At 37.8% G+C, this 20,865-nt stretch carries 20 protein-coding genes and 2 other annotated features; of the genes, 7 read left to right on the top strand and 13 right to left on the bottom strand.

Annotation, left to right across the window (positions count from 1 at the left end; all coding sequences use genetic code 11):
- Positions 1-86: 86 nt before the first annotated feature.
- Positions 87-1,337, top strand: a complete 1,251-nt coding sequence (odhB, locus tag PLX19_RS05010; RefSeq protein ID WP_272187394.1) for a 2-oxoglutarate dehydrogenase complex dihydrolipoyllysine-residue succinyltransferase — start codon at positions 87-89, stop codon at positions 1,335-1,337.
- Positions 1,338-1,480: 143 nt separating this feature from the next.
- Positions 1,481-2,311 (top strand): hypothetical protein, encoded by an 831-nt coding sequence (locus tag PLX19_RS05005; protein WP_272187393.1) that lies wholly within the window; start codon positions 1,481-1,483, stop codon positions 2,309-2,311.
- Positions 2,312-3,361: 1,050 nt separating this feature from the next.
- Here the strand turns inward: PLX19_RS05005 and PLX19_RS05000 are convergent.
- Together PLX19_RS05000 and PLX19_RS04995 are read right to left on the bottom strand one after the other, a co-directional pair.
- Positions 3,362-3,694: a hypothetical protein gene (locus PLX19_RS05000; protein WP_272187392.1), complete on the bottom strand. Its 333-nt coding sequence runs from the start codon at positions 3,692-3,694 to the stop codon at positions 3,362-3,364.
- A complete protein-coding gene (locus tag PLX19_RS04995; RefSeq protein WP_272187391.1) occupies positions 3,691-3,957 on the bottom strand; it encodes a hypothetical protein in 267 nt (88 codons plus the stop codon). Before PLX19_RS04995 ends, PLX19_RS05000 begins: the two co-directional genes overlap by 4 nt.
- 330 nt (positions 3,958-4,287) lie before the next feature.
- Here PLX19_RS04995 and PLX19_RS04990 point away from each other — a divergent pair, with 330 nt between their 5' ends.
- A complete protein-coding gene (locus tag PLX19_RS04990) occupies positions 4,288-4,947 on the top strand; it encodes a suppressor of fused domain protein (protein WP_272187390.1) in 660 nt (219 codons plus the stop codon).
- A 40-nt stretch (positions 4,948-4,987) separates the two neighbouring features.
- Here the strand turns inward: PLX19_RS04990 and PLX19_RS04985 are convergent, their stop codons facing one another.
- The 3 genes from PLX19_RS04985 to PLX19_RS04975 form a co-directional block, all read right to left on the bottom strand.
- The gene (locus PLX19_RS04985; RefSeq protein ID WP_272187389.1) at positions 4,988-6,322 is read right to left on the bottom strand and encodes a CoA-disulfide reductase; all 1,335 of its coding nucleotides are present in this window, start codon (positions 6,320-6,322) and stop codon (positions 4,988-4,990) included.
- A 48-nt stretch (positions 6,323-6,370) separates the two neighbouring features.
- A complete protein-coding gene (locus PLX19_RS04980) occupies positions 6,371-6,856 on the bottom strand; it encodes a GNAT family N-acetyltransferase (protein ID WP_272187388.1) in 486 nt (161 codons plus the stop codon).
- Positions 6,857-6,939: 83 nt separating this feature from the next.
- Entirely contained in the window at positions 6,940-8,436 is a 1,497-nt protein-coding gene (locus PLX19_RS04975; RefSeq protein ID WP_272187387.1) for an L-lactate permease, read from the bottom strand.
- Positions 8,437-8,675: 239 nt separating this feature from the next.
- On the opposite strand from PLX19_RS04975, the gene PLX19_RS04970 reads away from it, so the two are divergent.
- Complete coding sequence (locus tag PLX19_RS04970; protein ID WP_272187386.1) at positions 8,676-9,233, top strand: DUF4240 domain-containing protein; 558 nt, start codon at positions 8,676-8,678, stop codon at positions 9,231-9,233.
- 136 nt (positions 9,234-9,369) lie between these two features.
- On the opposite strand, the gene trpA is transcribed toward PLX19_RS04970, so the two are convergent.
- From trpA to trpE, 7 genes are read right to left on the bottom strand one after another with little or no spacing between them, the layout of a single operon-like run.
- Complete coding sequence (trpA, locus tag PLX19_RS04965) at positions 9,370-10,122, bottom strand: tryptophan synthase subunit alpha (RefSeq protein WP_272187385.1); 753 nt, start codon at positions 10,120-10,122, stop codon at positions 9,370-9,372.
- A gap of 3 nt (positions 10,123-10,125) precedes the next feature.
- Positions 10,126-11,319 (bottom strand): tryptophan synthase subunit beta, encoded by a 1,194-nt coding sequence (gene trpB, locus PLX19_RS04960; protein ID WP_272187384.1) that lies wholly within the window; start codon positions 11,317-11,319, stop codon positions 10,126-10,128.
- A gap of 2 nt (positions 11,320-11,321) precedes the next feature.
- Positions 11,322-11,924: a phosphoribosylanthranilate isomerase gene (locus PLX19_RS04955; protein WP_272187383.1), complete on the bottom strand. Its 603-nt coding sequence runs from the start codon at positions 11,922-11,924 to the stop codon at positions 11,322-11,324.
- The gene (gene trpC, locus PLX19_RS04950; RefSeq protein ID WP_272187382.1) at positions 11,921-12,682 is read right to left on the bottom strand and encodes an indole-3-glycerol phosphate synthase TrpC; all 762 of its coding nucleotides are present in this window, start codon (positions 12,680-12,682) and stop codon (positions 11,921-11,923) included. The genes PLX19_RS04955 and trpC overlap by 4 nt, the downstream gene beginning before the upstream one ends.
- Positions 12,683-13,708 carry an anthranilate phosphoribosyltransferase gene (gene trpD / locus PLX19_RS04945; protein ID WP_272187381.1) on the bottom strand — a complete coding sequence of 342 codons (1,026 nt, stop codon included), beginning with the start codon at positions 13,706-13,708 and terminating at the stop codon, positions 12,683-12,685. It abuts the gene before it with no gap.
- Positions 13,705-14,292: an anthranilate synthase component II gene (locus PLX19_RS04940; RefSeq protein WP_272187380.1), complete on the bottom strand. Its 588-nt coding sequence runs from the start codon at positions 14,290-14,292 to the stop codon at positions 13,705-13,707. Before PLX19_RS04940 ends, trpD begins: the two co-directional genes overlap by 4 nt.
- Positions 14,289-15,707 carry an anthranilate synthase component I gene (trpE, locus tag PLX19_RS04935; protein WP_272187379.1) on the bottom strand — a complete coding sequence of 473 codons (1,419 nt, stop codon included), beginning with the start codon at positions 15,705-15,707 and terminating at the stop codon, positions 14,289-14,291. Before trpE ends, PLX19_RS04940 begins: the two co-directional genes overlap by 4 nt.
- Before the next feature lie 51 nt (positions 15,708-15,758).
- Positions 15,759-15,993 (bottom strand) — a binding site (T-box leader).
- Positions 15,994-16,035: 42 nt separating this feature from the next.
- Positions 16,036-16,274, bottom strand: a binding site (T-box leader).
- 303 nt (positions 16,275-16,577) lie between these two features.
- On the opposite strand from trpE, the gene putP reads away from it, so the two are divergent.
- Together putP and PLX19_RS04925 are read left to right on the top strand one after the other, a co-directional pair.
- Positions 16,578-18,041 carry a sodium/proline symporter PutP gene (gene putP / locus PLX19_RS04930; RefSeq protein WP_272187378.1) on the top strand — a complete coding sequence of 488 codons (1,464 nt, stop codon included), beginning with the start codon at positions 16,578-16,580 and terminating at the stop codon, positions 18,039-18,041.
- Positions 18,042-18,346: 305 nt separating this feature from the next.
- Positions 18,347-18,724, top strand: a complete 378-nt coding sequence (locus tag PLX19_RS04925) for an Ig-like domain-containing protein (RefSeq protein WP_272187377.1) — start codon at positions 18,347-18,349, stop codon at positions 18,722-18,724.
- A 66-nt stretch (positions 18,725-18,790) separates the two neighbouring features.
- Here the strand turns inward: PLX19_RS04925 and PLX19_RS04920 are convergent, their stop codons facing one another.
- Positions 18,791-19,702 carry a DMT family transporter gene (locus tag PLX19_RS04920; protein WP_272187376.1) on the bottom strand — a complete coding sequence of 304 codons (912 nt, stop codon included), beginning with the start codon at positions 19,700-19,702 and terminating at the stop codon, positions 18,791-18,793.
- Between the two features lie 360 nt (positions 19,703-20,062).
- On the opposite strand from PLX19_RS04920, the gene PLX19_RS04915 reads away from it, so the two are divergent.
- Complete coding sequence (locus tag PLX19_RS04915) at positions 20,063-20,794, top strand: alpha/beta hydrolase (RefSeq protein ID WP_272187375.1); 732 nt, start codon at positions 20,063-20,065, stop codon at positions 20,792-20,794.
- Positions 20,795-20,865: the final 71 nt, after the last annotated feature.

Below are 20,865 nucleotides of genomic sequence, written 5' to 3'. Positions count from 1 at the left end.
GGGTCTCCCCCATTCACGATTAGAGAAGATTATTTATACAACTATATTAAATCAATTGTTAGGCAAAATAGGGGAGGACATTTAAAATGATCGAAATTAAAGTACCTGAGCTTGCAGAATCTATTACAGAAGGAACTATTTCACAATGGCTTATCAACGTAGGTGACAAAGTTGAGAAAGGCGCAAGCGTTGTTGAGCTTGAAACAGATAAAGTCAATGTAGAAATCATTGCAGAAGATTCAGGTATTGTATCAAAATTACTAGGAGAACCTGGGGATACAGTTGAAATTGGTGACGTTATCGCAGTTTTAGATGCAAATGCAGCGGCAGCAGTAAGTACACCTGCTCCAGCAGAACCAAAACAAGAAGTTACGGAAGCACCAAAAGCTGAGGCTCCAAGTGCAGCGTCAAATCCAGCACCTTTACAAGGTCTTCCAAATACAGATCGTCCAATTGCTTCACCTGCTGCTAGAAAAATGGCACGTGAATTAGGAATCGACTTAAATGACGTACGCAGCACTGATCCACTTGGCCGCGTTAGACCGCATGATGTTCAAGCACATGCTACTGCGCCAAAAGCAGAGCCAAAACAAGAAAAACAAAGTCCAAAACCAGCTGCAAAAACTGAGTTTGAAAAACCAGTTGAGCGCGTAAAAATGTCCCGCCGCCGTCAAACAATTGCAAATCGTCTTGTAGAAGTTCAGCAAACGTCTGCAATGTTAACAACATTTAACGAAGTTGATATGACAGCTATCATGGAATTACGTAAAGAACGTAAAGATGCGTTCGAAAAGAAACATGATGTTCGTCTTGGCTTCATGTCATTCTTCACAAAAGCAGTTGTAGCAGCATTAAAACAATTCCCATTATTAAATGCTGAAATTCAAGGTGATGAGCTTATCATCAAGAAATTCTACGATATCGGAATCGCTGTAGCAGCTCCAGATGGATTAGTTGTTCCTGTTTTACGTGATGCAAACCAAATGAACTTTGCTGAAATCGAAAGCGAAATTCGTAATCTTGGTAAAAAAGCACGTGATAACAAACTTACTTTAAAAGAACTACAAGGTGGTACATTTACAATTACAAATGGTGGCGTGTTCGGCTCTCTTATGTCAACACCAATCCTAAACAGCCCACAAGTTGGTATCCTTGGTATGCATAAAATCCAAGTACGCCCTGTTGCGATTGATGCAGAGCGCATGGAAAACCGTCCAATGATGTACCTTGCTCTATCTTATGACCACCGCATCGTAGATGGAAAAGAGGCTGTTAGCTTCCTTGTTGCAGTTAAAGAAATGCTTGAAGATCCAAAATCATTATTATTAGAAGGTTGATTCTTATATCAATCGAAGAACCCTCTTGCAAATGCAAGAGGGTTTTCTTCATTTCTACTTCCATTACAAAAATAATTGTAGACTGATGCTACGCAATTATCGTAATCTACTAGTTATAAAATAACAATGGACAAGGTGACAAAATGGAATTAGGAAATTTCTTTTTTACAATGCTTATGACAACCTTTATTCAGTTAGCTTCATTAGTAGGATGGATTATTGTAGTTGGATTTCTATTAGGCTATTTAGAAAATCGTTCGCGAACATATTGGACAAGAGCTTTCGGAAGAAATGGCTTCCTCTTAACCTCGTGGATTGGAACACCCATTCACGAATTCGGGCATGCCTTTATGTGCGTCTTATTTGGGCATAAAATCGTGGATATTCAATGGTTTCCAACGAATACAAGTAACGGGTATTTAGGATATGTACAGCACGAATATAATCCGAAAAGTATCTATCAAAAAATAGGTAATTTCTTTATCGGTATTGCTCCTATTTTTTCAGGAATTGCCGCGCTAGTTGGCTTAATATATTGCCTTCTCCCCCACTCATACTCAGTATTTATGAATGGCCTTGAAACAAATATCCAGCCAGGCGGCGCTATGAGTGATATGCTCAAACATACTGTTTTATCTTCTATCCTATTATTAAAAAGCATTTTTACTATTGATAATCTGTTGAATCCTTATTTTTGGCTCTTTCTGATCCTAGCAATTTGTATCTCTACGCATATTGCCTTAAGTAAACCTGACATACAAGGTGCATTAGATGGACTAATCACGATCTTTTTGTTCCTACTTCTCTTCAATGTTATAGGAGGTCTTTTTCATTTTAATAGCCATGCAATTATCGCAAATATAGCAAAGTATAATGCTTACTTACTCGCTTTTTCTAGCATTGCTATTTTATTTTCTTGTATCACGCTTGCCATCAGCTATATTTTTTATCATATAAAACGTAAATACATCTAGAGATTCACACACTTCTCTGCATCTATCTGGATGTACTCTGATTACTTTTTTATTGCCCTAGGATAGCTTTTTTATGAATTGAGCAAACGGTGGCACTCATAAGTATATTTGTCGAAATTAAATTTATACAATAAATATAGTACGTGAAATTTTTATATGTTTTATAAAACAAACCCTCTAAATGAGGATTTGTTTTTCTACATATTGATGTTACAGGAAAGGTGATTAAGGGAACTACAATTTTTATATTATCATATAAATAATGGTTATCATGTTGAGAAATAAAAATGTCATGTTGTTGAGAAGAAAATAAGATTTAACCATTTTGTCTTACAAGAATGCCAGTAGTATATTTGCATTACTATTCATTTTCTTCGTATAGAACAAGGCTCTTTTTTACACAAAAAAGCAATCAAGTAAGTATTTTTGTACTTTGGCTAATCTTTGCTCAAAATAAACAACAGTAAAGTTAGTTATTGAAATAGTATGAGGATTTTACGAATTTACAAAGTTACAGGTACAATGATTGACATGTTAGCATTCATAGTTAATTTGAATGAAGTTCCCCCCGTAAGTCAATCAAGTTGGCCAGATTCCCTTGTTGAACTATCATGAAGACTTTATATCTTATTCTCTTTATTCATTTTATAGAAATATTTTTCATTGTCTCATGCTCATCAAGTCAAGAATTCATAATTATCCACAACAAAAACTTTGTGCAAATTGCTCAATTTTTATCTTCTTCCGTTCGTTTATTTTTGTTAGGTTGATGACAATACCGCTATATTAAAAAAATTGTACGGTACGCAAAAAGTGTGAATTAAAAATAAAGCCTAACTTAATGTGAGAAAGTAGTTTGTCGTGTCTACTTTTTAGACTAACATTAGCGTTGTTCTACAATCACAGCCTATCGTTGAATAAGTTGCATAAGAATTAAATGGCATTCTAACGTAAGCAATTCATCCTAGTTTTCATACAAATCTATGCTAGATGCTGAATTTTGCACGTAGCTTCACCGTGCAAAAACTTCGGCAAGGTGAAGTCTCTCCCTTACAACGCATAAAGACTAAAGCAACCATAATCTGTATAAACGGCCAAATAGTCCTCAGTGAATGCTATATTACAAGATTTCACCACATGCTCAATCGCGATTGTAGTTGCATGCCGTTTTGTTACAAAGTCATACAGTCGTACCGCTCCTCTGTCATAAGCAGCTACCAGTCCTTTTTCCGCATGAATCGCACAACTCCTAGTCTCACCTATCTGCCAATCCTCGCATTTCTTCTTAGCCTGCCAATCATATACAAGTAAATCCCAGCACCCGTATTGCTCCTGAGTAAACAAAAGATGATCATCCGGGGAGAAGATTATCCTTGTTGTCATAGCATGGGAAGAAATCCTGTATATCCCTTTCCCAAATATAGCTGCAGCACCGGTTCTCCTGCCGATACCTCCAAATTATGATAGATCATGCCTTTCTTCAATCTCTGCCAAATTTCCTTCTCCATCTGCTTGGCTGCCTGCTCAGCATTATCAAACTGCTTCTTCCGAGGTTTTCTGCCCCCAGTCGAAGTGATAAGTATGCTATCATTTCTTTGAATACTCCAAGTTTTCCCGCTAGCTCTATCTATCAACATTCTATGCATTCGTTTCACCTCTTCCTAACTGTAGCAAATGACCTCTGAATAAGTCTAATACTCTGCCACTTCTAGGATTTACCATTAATATCTACACTTTTTAAGTGGACAGCTAAGATCCATGGAAAAATATGTTATAATCCACATATGATTGTTCTTTAACTAACAATGCAGTTTAGTTGAATAATACATATTTCATAAAATGGTATTTGAATAGTTTTTCCTATGAGGTAAGAAGTAAATATAACCTAAAGCTAAAGAAGAGTAGTAGAACTTAGTATTCTATTATTTTATCATTGTAACGGCACGCATTTACCAAGATTAAGGAGGTAATACGAATTGATTTTAGAAGAATATAAAAAACAAGCATCAGAACAAGAAGATTGGGCACCAGGATGGGAAGCAATTGATGAAGTTTTTGATAAACTTTATCCGAATCAGAAACCCGCACATTATGGAACTACATTTCATAAACGGGCCTTTTTTGGTGGAGACGAATATTTAGATGGTTACAGTATTTATCAATCCCCAAATGGTTACAAGCATTTACTAACGTATGGAATGACGACGCTTTACACAGATGAAGACGCATTTGGTGGTGAATGGAGCCGCTGGGGTTATGAAATGACTATCAAACTGAAAGAGGATACGAATGAAGATTGTATGTGGGCAATTGATATGCTATCTAATCTTGCTCGCTATACGTGCACACAGAAAAGGTTTTTTGAGCCCATGCAATTTGTGGCAGGGAATGGATCGTCTCTTCATATTGGTGTTGAATCTGCTATTACTGCTTTACTAGTTGTAAGTGATACGGAAGCAGAAGGAATTGACACTGTTCATGGTAGAGTGAACTTCATACAATTGGTCGGAATTACACAACAAGAATTAGAAGTTCTGAAAGAAGACTACACAAAAGCTGAAGTTCTTGTAAAAAATATGAGGAAAGATAATCCTTATTTAATTACCGATATGAAACGAATAAAATCTTATTTATAGTCAGAAATAAAGCATCTCTTCTTTCAAGAGATGCTTTATTTTATTCCCCTCTTCTCGCTGCTTGCTGCAACGGATCCCATACACTGTTAAACGGCGGAGAATAACTTAAGTCAACGTCTTCTAAATCATGAATCGTCATTTTATGAAACAACGCCATTGCCAGTACGTCTATTCGTTTATCTACACCCTGCTCGCCGATTACTTGTCCGCCTAACAATTGTTTTGTATCCGGACGATACAATAATTTTACGTGCAGCGGTTTCTTACTTGGATAATATCCCGCTATGTTTGTCGAATCTATTTTTACAATTTCATATGGTACTTGTAATTGTTCTGCTTCTTTTTCATTTAGACCCGTTCGTCCTAATGTGATGTCCATAAATTTCATAACCGCTGTTCCGACAATCCCTTTAAACGCCCTTCGTTTATTCACCATGTTTAGTCCCGCAATTCTTCCTTGTTTGTTTGCCGTTGTTCCAAGCGGAATATGATCATGTTTTTCTTTAATAATATGGTACTGCGTCGCGCAGTCTCCTGCCGCATAAATGTCTTCTATATTTGTTTGCATATATGCATTAACTTGGATCGCACCTTTTGGATTTTTAATGATTTCTGTTCCTTCTAGAAAATCAGTGTTCGGTTTAACTCCAACTGATACGAGAACAAGATCTGTTTCATACATTCCTTTATCTGTTACCACAGACTCAACTTGCTCTTTCCCTTGAAACGATTTCACATTTTCATTTATCAGAATTTCAATGTTATGTTTTGTTGCTTCTTCATGAATATATGCTGCCATATCCTTATCGAAAACAGTACCGACATGATCATTCCGTTCAATCATGCGCACTTTTTTTCCAAGTTCAACAAATGTTTCTGCCATTTCTATCCCGATTGCACCGCCACCAATAATGGTAACATGTTCAACTTTCTTATTATGTAGCGTCTCCATAATGCGCTTTGCATCCGGGATCGTTTTTAATAGATGAACTCCTTCCAAGTCACTACCTTTCCAGTTCGGCATAACTGGACGCACACCCGTTGCAATTAATAAACGATCATATTCATATTCAAATGGTTCTGATGTTTGCGTATGTATGCCATATACTTTTTTACTCGCTGGATCTACACGTGTCACTTCATGATTCACTTTGGCATCAATATGATATTTATTCCGAAACGTATCAACGCTCCTAGCAATTAACTTTTCAGTCGAAGCAATGATTCCGCTAATCGCATAAGGAAGGCCGCACTGTGCATATGAATAGATTTCGCCTTTTTCTAAAGTGATTACATTTGCTTCTTGGTCATTGCGAACAATTTGCATTGCTGCACTCATTCCAGCTGCATCTCCGCCTATAATAACGTATTTCATCGTGTCACTCCTTCTGTCATTATCTATCGTTTACAATTCCCATTTTCTTCAATTATCAGTCATTACGGAACTTTCCACCCCTTTTAATGGTAAATTATACAAACACTCCCCCTCAACCATTCTGCTTGTATCTTCAAAGCCGATGCTTTTATAGAGCTGTTTAGCAACAATATTATTTGGTTCAAAAGATAGAAAAACTTCATTACAATTCGCATCTTTTCTCATCTCTTCGATTACCTGTAATAATGCCGCTTTCCCATACCCTTTTCCTTGATGTTTATGATCTATCATAAGTCTACATATTTCAAAAAAATGATGTTGTTCACAATATCCATACATTGTAAAGCCGACCATTGTTTCATCACTGTATATTGCCTTTGTAATCCAACCTTTTTGAATCTTCGATTGGGCTAATGATAAGGCATTCGAAGCAACAAACTCTTCACAAACGAAATGTTTATCTTCCTTATTTGTCGTTAAAAATATACACTCTATCCAATTCTCATTTGTAATATCCCTTAAATTTATACTCATCTTGCATCCACTCTTTCTTCTTTAATAATGTAAATATCTATATTTCTACAAAAAAAACATTTCTCCTATAAGAGAAATGTTTTTTACACAATAAGACGCCACACAAAAACCTCCACCACCACAATTAACACAGCCCCAAAAATCATCAGCGTCGTCTTCTTCAAGAGCTCATTTTCCCGAAATGGAATGTTACATAAATAAGCACCAAGTGTAATTCGCGATGGACACGCAATTGTCGCGAAAGAAGAACTTGTATTTTGCACCGTTGTCACAAACTGCCACGGAAGTCCTACGTTCTGCGCGGTTTGCATTTGTAGCCTCATAAACATCGCATTTGATCCAGCGTTACTTCCTGTTAAAAAACCGCCTATACTACCGATAAACGGGGCGACGAAAACAAACATCGTTCCAAACATATGACCAGCGGATTCTGCTAATAAAGCGTGCATCCCTGCTGCACTCATTAGTTCTGAAATCGCAATAAACATTGTCGTTGTAATCGCAAAGGGGATCCATTGTTTCACCGTTTGCAGTAATGACTGTTTTATTATAATAGAAGGAATTTGGAAAAAAATAATAGTAAATAAACATGTAACCCCAAGCCAAAATCCTGGCGAATACAGTAACTCAAGTTTGTAAGCGTACGATGGTAAATGAATAACAGCATATGATTGTAACGTACTATGAAAGGATGGAATTAAGCGAGAAAGCAAGATGCACACTGTTAAAAATAAATATGGACTAACTATTTTTATAATGGATACCTCTTTCTGCTCAGCAGCTGCTTGCTCCGAATACACTTCCTTTTGCTGTTTTGCCGTCATTTTAATAATGATAAATCCAAACGTTATCGTTACAATTGCACTTAAAATCCCTGCTAATTCAACACTTACATATGTACTAGATAAATAGATAGAAGAAGAAAATAATAGAAAAAATCCTGTTGCTTCTTTCCATTTTTGTCTTACTGCCGCCCAGCCGCCGACTATATACAATGAAAGGATGATAAAATATGCAAAGCTCGGCACACTTAATACTGCTGTACCAGAACCAAGTTGTACTAAAGGCATATGAATTAGCCCTGAACCAATAATCGTTCCGGTCGCCATTGCTCCCCATGAGCTTGCTAATAAACCGATAAACGAAAGCAAAACGGCTTGAAACGGCTTATAACCGAGCGAAAGAAAAATAGGAGCAGCCACCATAAATCCAATTCCAAAACCACTTACCGATTCAATAAGGGGACAAATCCCAAAACACATGAGGAGCATTTGCAGTAAACGGTCATGTGTAACATGTTCCATAAAACGAGCAACTTGATCGATATACCCCATTTTATTCATAAGGTGAAATAAAAAAATACCAAAAAATAATACATATCCAACGATGAAACAAATTAAACCGCCCTTTATTGTGGCATGGGCAATCTCCCCCATTTGCAGGCGAAATAGCGGTGATAGTAAAACAATTCCGCTGCACACGACATAAGAAATTATCGATGCTTTCAGCGATGTTTGCTTGAAGACAAATAAACAAATGAAAATCATCATGATTGGAATAAGAGCCAGTAGTATTGCCATACCATCATCTCGTTTCTTGTAAGGTACAATTAAAAAAACGTTATAAAACCCTCTTCTTTTTAGTTGGTCAAGATAATTCGGCCATACATTACTGCGACCGATATGTTAAAAGATATTATATAACATAAGACAGAATATTCAATTCATTTTTTGTCGTTTTTTTATCAGATTCTTTATCTAGTAAACTATTAAAAACATGTTACACTACAAAAAACACCTTTTTTAGAGGAGTGATAGCAATGAACCAAGAACAATTTTGGCAACTTATTTCAGATATGAATTCAAAAGACGAAACAGTTGAATGGTTAATTGAGCAGTTAGCTGCAAAATCCGCAGATGAAATTGCAGATTTTGAAATGCATTTCCAAACTGCTTTAGGGCAATCCTACACTTCCTCTTTATGGGCAGCTGCTTATATTATTTTAGGTGGATGCTCCGACGATTCATTTGATTACTTTAGAGGTTGGCTCATCGCATGTGGAAAAGAAACATTTGAATCCACTGTGCAAAACCCTGAAAACCTAGCTAGCTTAATTCCTGCTTATTATGAAGAGGAAGATCTCATTCCAGAACTTGAGGAAATGTTAAGTACTGGATTTGAAGCTTTTAGCCTAAAAGAAACAGGAGATACAGAGTGGGATAATGAGATATGGGAGAAATTTTCATCGTTACTTGATGAAAAAGGTTATGAGTCATTTGAACAAGACATAGAATTTGACTGGGAAGAAGATGAAGACAAATTAGCCGAGCGATTCCCAAAATTATGGGAACGTTTTGGTGAAAATCCATTAGGTTAATATATGGAGCTGACTCAAAAGAGATGTAAATTTCGTTTGAGTCAGCTCCTTTTTATATGTCCACTCATATATCGACCGTTTTTTAAAATATATCGGCGCTTCGACACTCTATGTGCACTTTAGGGAGCTTATTCCTTTATTTCACCGCAGCAATCAGCTCGCGAATTTCATCTCGCTTTTCCTTCTCTAACAGTTCAATGATTTTACTTCCAACAACGACTCCGTCGCATACTCGAGTCATTTCCTCTATTTGCTCCGCCTTCGATATACCAAACCCTGCAACAACAGGAAGCTGAACATTCGTTTTTACCTTTTCTAAGTATGTGTGTAATTCTTGCGTGAAATCGCGGCGTACTCCCGTTACGCCCGCTACCGTGACAGCATAAACAAATCCTTGTGATTCACTTGTAATCTTTTGAATTCGTTCTATAGGGCTCGTTACTGTTACGAGCGGAATAAGCGCAATGTTTGCATCACATAGCAGTGGTGCAATGATATCTTGTTCTTCATATGGAAGATCTGGCACGATAATCCCATCGACTCCAGCTTCGATGCAGCGCCCTATAAAACGCTCTTTCCCAAATGCTAAAATAGGATTTAAATAGGTCATGAGTACAAATGGAATTTGCACTTCTCTTCTCACTTCCGCAAGTGCTTGGAAAATCCCATCTAACGTCGATCCGTTTTCTAAAGCTCGTTTTCCTGCTCTTTGAATCGTTGGTCCGTCTGCAACTGGATCAGAAAATGGAATACCAATTTCAATAATACTTGCTCCGGCTCCATCTAAAAAACGAATTTGTTCTTGCAAATCACCATCTCCGCCCATTACATACGGAATGAACGCCTTTTTTCCATTTTGAAATGCTTCACTTATTCTTTCTACTCCCATCACTTACACCTCTTCCATATAACGTTTTATACTTTCCACATCTTTATCGCCGCGTCCTGATAAACAAATCACAAGCCCTTCATCACTTTTCATAGTAGGTGCTAGTTTCAGTGCATACGCCACAGCATGTGAACTTTCTAATGCTGGGATTATCCCCTCTTTCTTCGTTAACAACTGAAAAGCATGGAGCGCTTCTTCATCTGTTATGGAATGATACGATACACGGCCAATGTCTTTTAATAAGCTATGTTCCGGGCCAACCCCCGGGTAATCAAGCCCTGCTGAAATCGAGTGCGCCTCTTGAATTTGTCCGTCTTCATTTTGCAAAATATACATCATCGATCCGTGCAGGACGCCGACGCTTCCTTTCGTTAATGTTGCGGCATGCTTTTCTGTATGGATTCCCTTTCCTGCTGCTTCTACGCCGTAAAGTGCAACTTCTTCATCTTGTACAAATGGATAAAACATTCCCATCGCATTACTGCCGCCGCCAATACAAGCTACAACTGCTTCCGGTAATTTTTCTTCTAGCGCTGCATATTGTTTCTTCGTTTCCTTGCCAATCACACTTTGGAAATCACGTACCATTTGCGGAAACGGATGCGGTCCAAGAACAGATCCCATCACATAGTGCGTATCATGTACATGTGCAACCCAGTAGCGAAGCGCCTCGTTTACTGCATCTTTTAGCGTTCCGCTTCCTGCTGCAACACTTTCCACTTTTGCGCCTAACAGTTCCATTCGAAAGACATTTAATTTTTGACGCTTCACATCCTCTTCTCCCATGAAAATGACGCACTCTAAGCCAAGCAAGGCACATACAGTTGCTGTTGCGACTCCATGCTGCCCAGCCCCGGTTTCTGCTACTACCTTTTTCTTACCCATTCGCACTGCAAGAAGTGCTTGCCCAATTGTGTTGTTAATTTTATGAGCACCTGTATGGTTTAAATCTTCGCGCTTTAAATAAATTTTTGATCCGCCGCAATACTTCGTTAGATTTTCCGCAAAATAAAGAGGTGTTTGTCTGCCGACATACGTTTGTAAATAATGTTGTAACTGCTTTTGAAATGATTCATCTTGCATTGCTTCTTTATATGCTTCTTCTAATTCTAAAACAGACTGCATTAACGTTTCTGGAACATAACGCCCTCCGTACATACCGTAATGACCTTTTTCATTTGGATAGACATATTGCATAGTTAACACTCCTTCGCTTTTTTTATAAATTGTTTTATTTTCTCAATATCTTTTTTGCCATTTGTTTCTACACCGCTGCTCACATCAACCATATACGGCTGAACCATTTCAATCGCTTCTGTTATATTCTCAAGATTTAATCCGCCGGCTAATATGATTTTTTTTCCAATCGGATTTGACTGCAATAACTCCCATGAAAATGTTTTTCCGTTTCCGCCATGAAATTGTTCTTTCGGACTATCAAATAGTATAAAATCAGTTTCATATTCCTTTGCTCGTTCTATATCTTCACACGAGCTTACACCGACTGCCTTTATAGACGAAATATTCAATCTTCTAATATGATAGTTTTGTTCATCCCCATGCAGTTGTACATGTGTTAAACCACAATGCTTTGCAATATTCTGTATTACTTCAATTGGCTCATTTACGAAAACGCCAACTTTCATTACATTCTCAGGGAGCTCTTCAATGATTTGTTTTGCCCCATCCGGCATAATTTCCCGCTTACTTTTTGCAAATACAAAGCCAATGGCATCTGCCCCGTATTCACAAGCGATTTTTGCCGCTCTTATATCGGTAATCCCGCAAATCTTTACTTTCATTTTGATACCTGCAGCACTTGAAAAAAGTCTCCGACAGACGGTGCAGTCATGAATGCTTCTCCGACAAGAATTCCTTTTGCCCCGGCTTGCTTAGCACGAATCATATCGTCTTTCTTATGAATACCGCTTTCGCTAATCCAAAGGACGTTTTGTTCATTTAACCGTTTCCCAAGCTGTTCCGTTGTTCTTAAATCCACTTCGAATGTTTTCAAGTTTCGATTGTTTACTCCAATGACATCAGGATTTAGCTCTAACGCTATTTCTAGCTCCTCTTCGTTATGAATCTCAACAATCACTTCTAAGCCGATTTCTTTTGCATACGTATATAGCTCAAATAACTGTTCTTTTGTTAATGCAGCAACAATCAGTAAAATGAGATTAGCCCCTGCTTCATACGCTCGGTCAATTTGGATTCGATCAATCATAAAATCTTTACATAAAAGCGGTACATTCACGTGATTTCTTGCCGTTTCTAAATCGTGAAACGAGCCCTTAAAAAATTGACTATCTGTTAAAACAGAAATTGCTCCTGCACCATTTGTTTCATAGAGCTCTGCTTGTTTTGCGATATCAACATGTAAGCTAAGATCCCCTTTAGATGGTGAAGCACGTTTTATTTCTGCAATTATAGTAAATTTCCCTAATGCTTCTACGAGAGAATATGATGTACGGTTTTTCTTTTTAGGGGTATACGTTTCATATAACACTGCTACTTCTTTCTTTTTTTGTTCAATAATTTTCGTTAAAATTGTTTCCATTTAGTTCACCCTCTCTAGCTTTTTGTTACTTTCAACAATTAATAAATTTAATTTCTCCAGCGCCTTTCCTGAATCAATACTACGAGCCGCTAAGCGAATACCATCTTCAATTGTCCTTGCTTTTCCGTTTGCAAAGAGGGCAAGCCCGCTATTTAATAACACTGTATCACGGTATACGCTATCTTCTCCGCGCAGCACATGTAATGTAATACTGGCATTTCCCTTTGCATCTCCGCCTCGAATCGCTTCATTTTTCACACATGAAAATCCATACTCTTCTGGAGAAATACTCATTTCAATAATGTTGTTATCTTTTAAAATTGCTACGTGATTCTCTCCTTGCAAAGATGCTTCATCTAAAAACCCACTGCCATTTACAACAATTGCTCTTTTTCTACCAAGCTTTTGCAAGACTTCTGCCACTGGAAGTAACATCTCCCGTTTGTAAATCCCGACGAACTGTGTTTCTAAATGAATGGGATTGGTAAGCGGTCCGATTAAATTAAAGATTGTTGGAACATTTAATTCTTTTCTTACTTTCATAATGCGGCGCAGTGCTGGATGCATTGCTGGCGCAAACAGAAAGGCAATTCCAACGTTCTCTAGCAAATAATCAATGTGCTTTGGCGAACATGCAATGTTCACACCGAGTTCTTCTAATAAATCCGCACTTCCTGTTTTACTAGAAACGGCACGGTTACCATGTTTCGCAACCTTTACACCTGCACCAGCAAGTACGAAAGCTGATGTTGTACTCACATTAAATGTTTGCGCTCCGTCCCCTCCTGTTCCGCAATTGTCCATCGCATTTGCAATATGATTGGAAAACGGCAATGCTTTTTCATGAAGGGCGCGAACAAGGCCGTATATTTCATCTGCCGTTTCCCCCTTTGCCTTTAACAATGCTAAAAAGGCTGCAATTTCACTTTCTAAAATATTTTCGCTTAATAAGCTAATACCCGCTTCATACATTTCCTGTTCCGTTAAATCTTGTCCTTCTATTAATTTTCGAAGATAGCCATTCATACTCTCTCCCCCTCGTTAATGCGGGATAAAAATGCCTGTATTAATTTATCGCCTTCTTCAGTTGCGATGGATTCTGGATGAAACTGTAATCCGAAAAGCGGATAGTAATGATGACAAATTGCCATGATTTCTCCGTCATCCATCGCTGTCGCTAATACATCAAAGCAACTCGGAAGATTGTGCTGCCTTGCTACGAGTGAATGATAACGCATCGCTGTCAGCGGTTGCTTTACATATGAGAATATTGATGTGCCATTATGTTTTACAAGCGACGTTTTCCCATGTTTGATCTGTTCTGCCCGCACAACTTCTCCGCCAAAAGCAGTAACAATCGCTTGGTGACCTAGACAAATGCCGAGAATCGGAACTGTTTGATAAAAATGCCCAATCACATTCATACAAATCCCTGCATTTTCCGGCCTTCCAGGCCCTGGCGAAAGAATAATTGCTTTTGGCTTCATGTCCGCTAGTTCCTCAATTGTCACTTCATCGTTACGCACGACAACAATCTGCTTTGTGTGATGGCCTAACAATTGATACAAGTTATATGTGAATGAATCATAGTTATCAATTAAGACAATCATTTCATTACCTCCAAGAGAGCTTTTGCTTTATTTAGCGTTTCTTCATATTCAGCCGCTGGACTTGAATCATACACGACACCAGCGCCCGCCTGTACATATGCTTTCTCGTCTTTTACAACCATCGTTCGGATCGCAAGTGCCATATCCATATTGCCTGAAAATGAAATATACCCAACAGCTCCAGCGTACACATTTCGTTTTTCTGTTTCTAATTCGTTTATAATTTCCATTGCTCTAATTTTAGGAGCTCCTGATACAGTGCCTGCTGGTAAGCAATGTGCTAATGCATCAAAACAATCCGTATTTTTTCGCAATGTTCCGGAAACTTCAGATACAATATGCATGACATGCGAATATTTCTCGATTTTCATATATTTATCTAGTTGAACGGAACCAATCTCACTCACACGTCCTATATCATTTCTTCCTAAATCAACAAGCATCATATGCTCCGCTCGTTCCTTCTCGTTTGCAAGCAACTCCTTCGCAATTTGTTCATCCTCTTCTTTTGTGTTTCCACGCAGCCTTGTTCCGGCAATTGGATTTGTCATCACCTTTTCCTCTCGTACAGAAAGTAGGCTTTCTGGTGAAGAACCAAGTACGACGTAATCTTGAAAATCAATATAAAACATATAAGGAGATGGATTCGCTGTGCGAAGACGACGATATAACGCAAATGGATCTCCTGTAAAATCACTTTGCAGACGCTGTGATAACACAACTTGAAAGATATCCCCTGCCCGAATATATTCCTTTGCCTGTTCAACCATTTTGTAAAACCTTTCTTCTGTTACAGAAGATGTAAATGATAAGGAAGCACCTATATCCTTCACCTGTTCCTCTGATTTCCACAGCAATTTTTGTTTATATGTTTGCAGCTGTTCATACACCTCTTCATACGAATCTGTATCGCCGCTGCGATAGACATATACAAATGATAGTTTTTGCCTTACATGATCGTATACAACGAACATGCGGTAAAGTAGCACATGGACTTCTGGAATATTTAAAGGGTCAGCGAGCATCTCTCCAATATCTTCATATTGCCGAATTACATCATACCCAATATAACCAACCGCTCCTCCGCAAAATGGGAACGGACTCTCAATTTCCTCTAATGTCAGAACACTTTCTAGCTCTGTTAATACATTTCCGTTTACCTTTTCCGTCGCACCATTTATCGTAATTTTTACTTCCTTGCCAATACTTTTGATTTCTCCGTAAGGATTACATCCTAAATAGGAATAACGTCCTTTATCTTGATGAAGCTGCGAGCTTTCGAGTAGAAATTTTTTCTCACCTTTTATCCGGCGATATAACGCAATCGGTGTTAAGCTATCGCCTTCTTCTTCCTGAATAACAAGAAAGGTTTTCCCTTGTTGTTTTCCCATCATAAATTGTTCTTTCGTTATCATCACTGTCACCTCTCTATGCAAAATAAAAAAGTCCCCTGCATATGGAAATATGCAGAGGACGATAAATATACCGCGGTACCACCTCTTGTTGGATGCAAAGCATCCCGCTTTTTCAGGTACAATCTTATACCCAATCCTTGTAACGGCGGAACCCGGGTTGCCTACTTACAGTTCAGCATACCTCTCGTAAGCCCATTCCGCATATGGCACCGCACCGGGCTCTCACCTATCCCCGGCTCTCTGGAACGTCTCCAATATACGTACTCTTCTTACTCATCGATTTATCCTATTCATTTTTTTGTATACAAAAAGGGAGTACTCATCCTATAAAAAGGACGGGTACTCCCGTGGTGCCACCTTAATTCGTTACAAAAGTAACGCACTTTTCCGTATCGAAATACAATACGTGTCTCTTGTAACGATGAGATCTTTTCGCCAAAGCCTACTTCTATCGTTTCGGTTTGGAAGCTCCGAAGCCCATTCCATATTACTTTCATACTGATTCGCACCAACCATCAGCTCTCTGACATGTCCATAATATGTACTCTTCTTCATCAACGCTTGCGTTTTTAAATTTGAAATCATTATATGCTTTTCTTTTTTTGGAAGTCAATACTTTTAAAAAAATATTTTTCATGTACAACTTAAATATTATATTGACAAAATAACTCATTTTTATGTAAAAATAATAAATACTCTATAAAAATAGCTATACACCAACAAAAAACTTTATATTAGTAAAATAATATATCTTCTAAATACACTTATATTTCTGAAAATTCATATTTAGAGGATAGATTTTTACACATAATCATGTTAGATTATAATATGTAACTCATCAAAAGATACTACTTAGGAAAGGGGACTAACATGAACACACAGATTTTAATTTCTATTTCGATCTATATGATCGGGATGTTAGTGATTGGCTACATCGCCTACAAACGAACATCAAATTTAACAGACTATATGCTTGGCGGGCGTACATTAGGCCCCGCAGTAACAGCACTTAGTGCAGGCGCTGCTGATATGAGCGGCTGGCTATTAATGGGATTACCCGGTGCGATGTTTGCAACAGGTCTGAGCAGCAGTTGGATTGCGATCGGTTTAACACTCGGCGCTTATGCAAACTGGCTATACGTCGCTCCTCGCTTACGTACCTACTCTGAACTTGCAAACAACTCAATTACAATTCCAGAATTTTTAGAACATCGCTTCCATGATAAATCTCATATGCTACGCCTTGTTTCCGGACTTGTTATTATGATTTTCTTTACATTTTATGTAGCTTCGGGATTAGTTTCAGGTGCTGTTCTATTTCGTAATACATTTGGAATGGACTATCATACAGGACTTTTCATCGTTGCAGCTGTTGTTGTAGCATATACGTTATTTGGTGGTTTCTTAGCTGTAAGTTGGACAGACTTCGTACAAGGAATTATTATGGTCGTTGCACTCGTTTTAGTTCCAGTCGTAACAATTATGCATGTAAATGGTCTTGGATCAGCATTTCATACGATTCAATCTGTCGATCCAACACTATTAAATATTTTTAAAGGTACTTCTGTACTCGGCATTATTTCATTATTTGCCTGGGGTCTTGGGTATGTTGGACAACCTCATATTATCGTACGCTTTATGGCTATTTCATCTGTAAAAGAATTAAAAAGTGCTCGCCGCATCGGAATGAGCTGGATGATTTTCTCTATTGTTGGCGCAATGTTTACTGGACTCATTGGAATTGCTTATTATGCTGACAGAGGTATGAAATTAGCAGATCCAGAAACGATTTTCCTTGAGCTTGGAAACATTCTATTCCATCCGCTCATTACTGGATTTTTATTAGCTGCCATTTTAGCGGCAATTATGAGTACCATTTCTTCTCAGCTTCTTGTTACATCAAGTGCTGTAACAGAAGATTTATACCGAACATTTTTCCGCCGCTCGGCAACGGACCGCGAACTTGTTTTTGTAGGACGTATGGCCGTTCTGGTCATTGCTCTAATATCAAGCGGACTTGCCTTTAAACAAAATGACACAATTCTAGCACTTGTTGGTTACGCTTGGGCAGGTTTCGGTTCTTCATTTGGACCAGTTATTTTATTAAGCTTGTACTGGAAACGAATGACGAAATGGGGCGCTCTTGCTGGGATGATCGCTGGTGCAACAACTGTTATTACGTGGACACAATTTAAGTTTTTAAAAGATATGCTATATGAAATGATTCCTGGTTTTGCTGTGAGTTTACTCGTTATTATTATTGTAAGTCTATTAACAAAACCATCAGAAAAGGTTCAAAAAGAATTTGACGAATTTGAAAAAATAGCTTCTTAATAAAAAACAATCCCTGCTTCTGTACAATAGGAGCGGGGATTGTTTTTTTTATTAATCCATTTTGATTTTTCAACATGCAAATCACTGCTATGCAGAACAAACAGTGACCGCTTCTCTGCATGGCCAGGTGCTCTTGCCCACCTGAAAAGAAAAGGGTTTTTCATGTCATTTTTTCAATTTGTATTTACATATTATTGTACTGAATTTTCTGTAAATTAACAAATTCTTTATATTACCTTAAATTATTTCTAACATTCTTTGTATATAGTATAACTAAGAACATTATTAGAAGGAGGACACCTTATATGCAATCACCATTTCATTCCCAAAAACACCTTATCTCTTCTTCATATGCTGCAATGCAAACTAATCTGCCTCATACTACCATTATTCCTTCTATTGTGCCGGTCATCGGTGTACAACTGCAGAAAGCTAAGTTAAAACTAAAAACTGGGCAACGTGCAGAACTTACTGCTGCTGTCCTTCCTTCACAGGCGAGTAACCAAGATATCATTTGGACGTGCATGAACCCCCATATTATAGAGATTCATACCGAAAAACAGAAAGCAACTGTAATAGGAAAACAAGCCGGACGAGCTACTATTGTTGTCACAACCGCAGAAGGAAAATTCCGCGATCTATGTACTGTCCACGTTCAGCCCTATATCATCAAACCGAAATGAAATGTAACTAGCCACCAGTACTTTACCGGTGGCTAGTTGAGTGCATACTTTAATTGTCCGAAACAACTACGTCTCTTGCGTATATATCATGCCTTCTACCGATTCTTTATACGGGCGCTTTTGTTGCTGTAATAAAAAGATACACACACCACATAATACAAGAATACTTCCGACCACTTGCATAGCATTTAATTTTTCGCCAAGTAAAAAGAAAGCAAGGATCATCGCACCAACAGGCTCACCTAAAATACTCATAGAAATGGTTGTTGCATTTACGTAATTCAATAACCAATTATTAATCATTTGAGATACAGTCGGTACAGTTGCAAGTAAGAAAAATACAGTCCAGTCCCATGATGAATACCCTGTAAATGGAATTTGCAACATCATGTTATATATACTTAAAAATAAAGCTGCAAATGTAAAGACAGTAAAACTATAAATCCAATGCGAGACTTTTTTCACTGTCGTTTGCCCAATAAATAAATATCCAACCACCGCAATTACGCTCAAAAATGATAGTATATCCCCTAAGACCGCTTCTCTGCTCAGTCCTAAATCTCCCCATCCAATACACCCTACACCAACAATGGCAATTCCCATTGTTGCAAGTGAAATGAGTGTTGTTCTTTCTTTAAATAAGAAGAATCCTCCAATGAGGGATACGAGTGGCTGCAATGCTAAAATAATCGTAGAGCTGGCAACTGTTGTAAACTTTAACGATGCAAACCATAGAAGAAAATGCAGTGCTAAAAAGAAACCAGATCCAATTAAAAACCCCCAGTCCTTCTTCTGAATTCTCGTAAATTCCTCTCTTTTCTTCCAAACAATCGGAAACATAATAATCACAATAATCCATAAACGATACATACTTAAAATAGAAGATGGTGCTGTAGACATTTTTACAAAAATAGCCGCAAATGAAATCGTAATAATCGAAATCGCTAGCGGCAGTGCTATTGATTTTTGCTGGTTCATATGCTGTCTCCTTATCTATATAAATCCACTTTGACTTTTCGACATATAAATTGCTGCCATGCAAGCACAAAAGGAGTCTGCTTATTGGCTACTTTTGTGTTCAAACCTTGTACGTGGCAGGAAAAGGACCTGACCGCTACTATATAGTCAATCCCTCTCGATCACTTAAAAAAATGCTTTTCTATCGGTTTTTCATAGAGTGACTGAGTAGTTACGTTTTTTCAATTTGTATTCATATAAGCAAAATTCTCATTTCATTATAGCCGTTTCTTTCAATACTGAATACTAATTTTTTAGATTCTTCGCATTCTTATGCTAAAATAAAGTTGTAGTAACTTTTTACTTAGGGGAGATTACACGATGACACAAACAATAGGCAAAATTGAAGAACTAACATTTTACAGCAAATCATTGCAAGAAGAACTAACGCTTCTCGTTTATTTACCAGCAAATTTCACGCCGCTTCATAAGCACACAATTGTTATTGCACAAGATGGAAGAGATTATTTTCAACTTGGAAAAGCACATCGCGTTATCGAGTCACTTCGCGAAACAGAGGAAATTGATCGCACAATTATTGTTGGGATCCCATATAAAGATGTACATGATCGCAAAGAAAAATATCATCCAAACGGCTCACAAAACGACCTGTACATTCGCTTTTTAGCTCATGAACTCGTTCCATATTTAGATGAGCAATACCCAACATATCAAATGGGAAAAGGACGCGTTTTAATTGGAGATTCTTTAGGCGGTACTGTTTCATTTATGACAGCACTTATGTATCCGCATACATTCGGAAAAGTAATTATGCAGTCGCCATTTGTGAATGAATCTGTACTAGAGCGTGCTAAAGTCTTTACGCAGCCGCACGCGTTAGATTTATATCACATCATCGGTACAGAAGAAACAGCCGTGAAAACGACAGATGGTAATATTTCTGACTTTGTAGCACCAAACCGTGAGTTGCATTCTCTTCTTACTGAAAGAGGATTTACAACTTATTATGAAGAGTTTCATGGCAATCACACATGGAAATATTGGCAAAAAAACTTACCGCATGCATTTTCTCAAATGCTAGCGCTGAAATAATATACAGTTTCATTCAGAATTATCTGATATAATAAAAAAAGAGTTCTTTTTTTCATACAAACATTTTACGT

It is taken from the genome of Bacillus sp. BP-3, assembly GCF_028401955.1.
Classification (GTDB): Bacteria; Bacillota; Bacilli; order Bacillales; family Bacillaceae_G; genus Bacillus_A.
The sequence above is the reverse complement of the archived record's forward strand: the minus strand, read 5'-3'. Positions and strand labels throughout refer to the sequence as shown.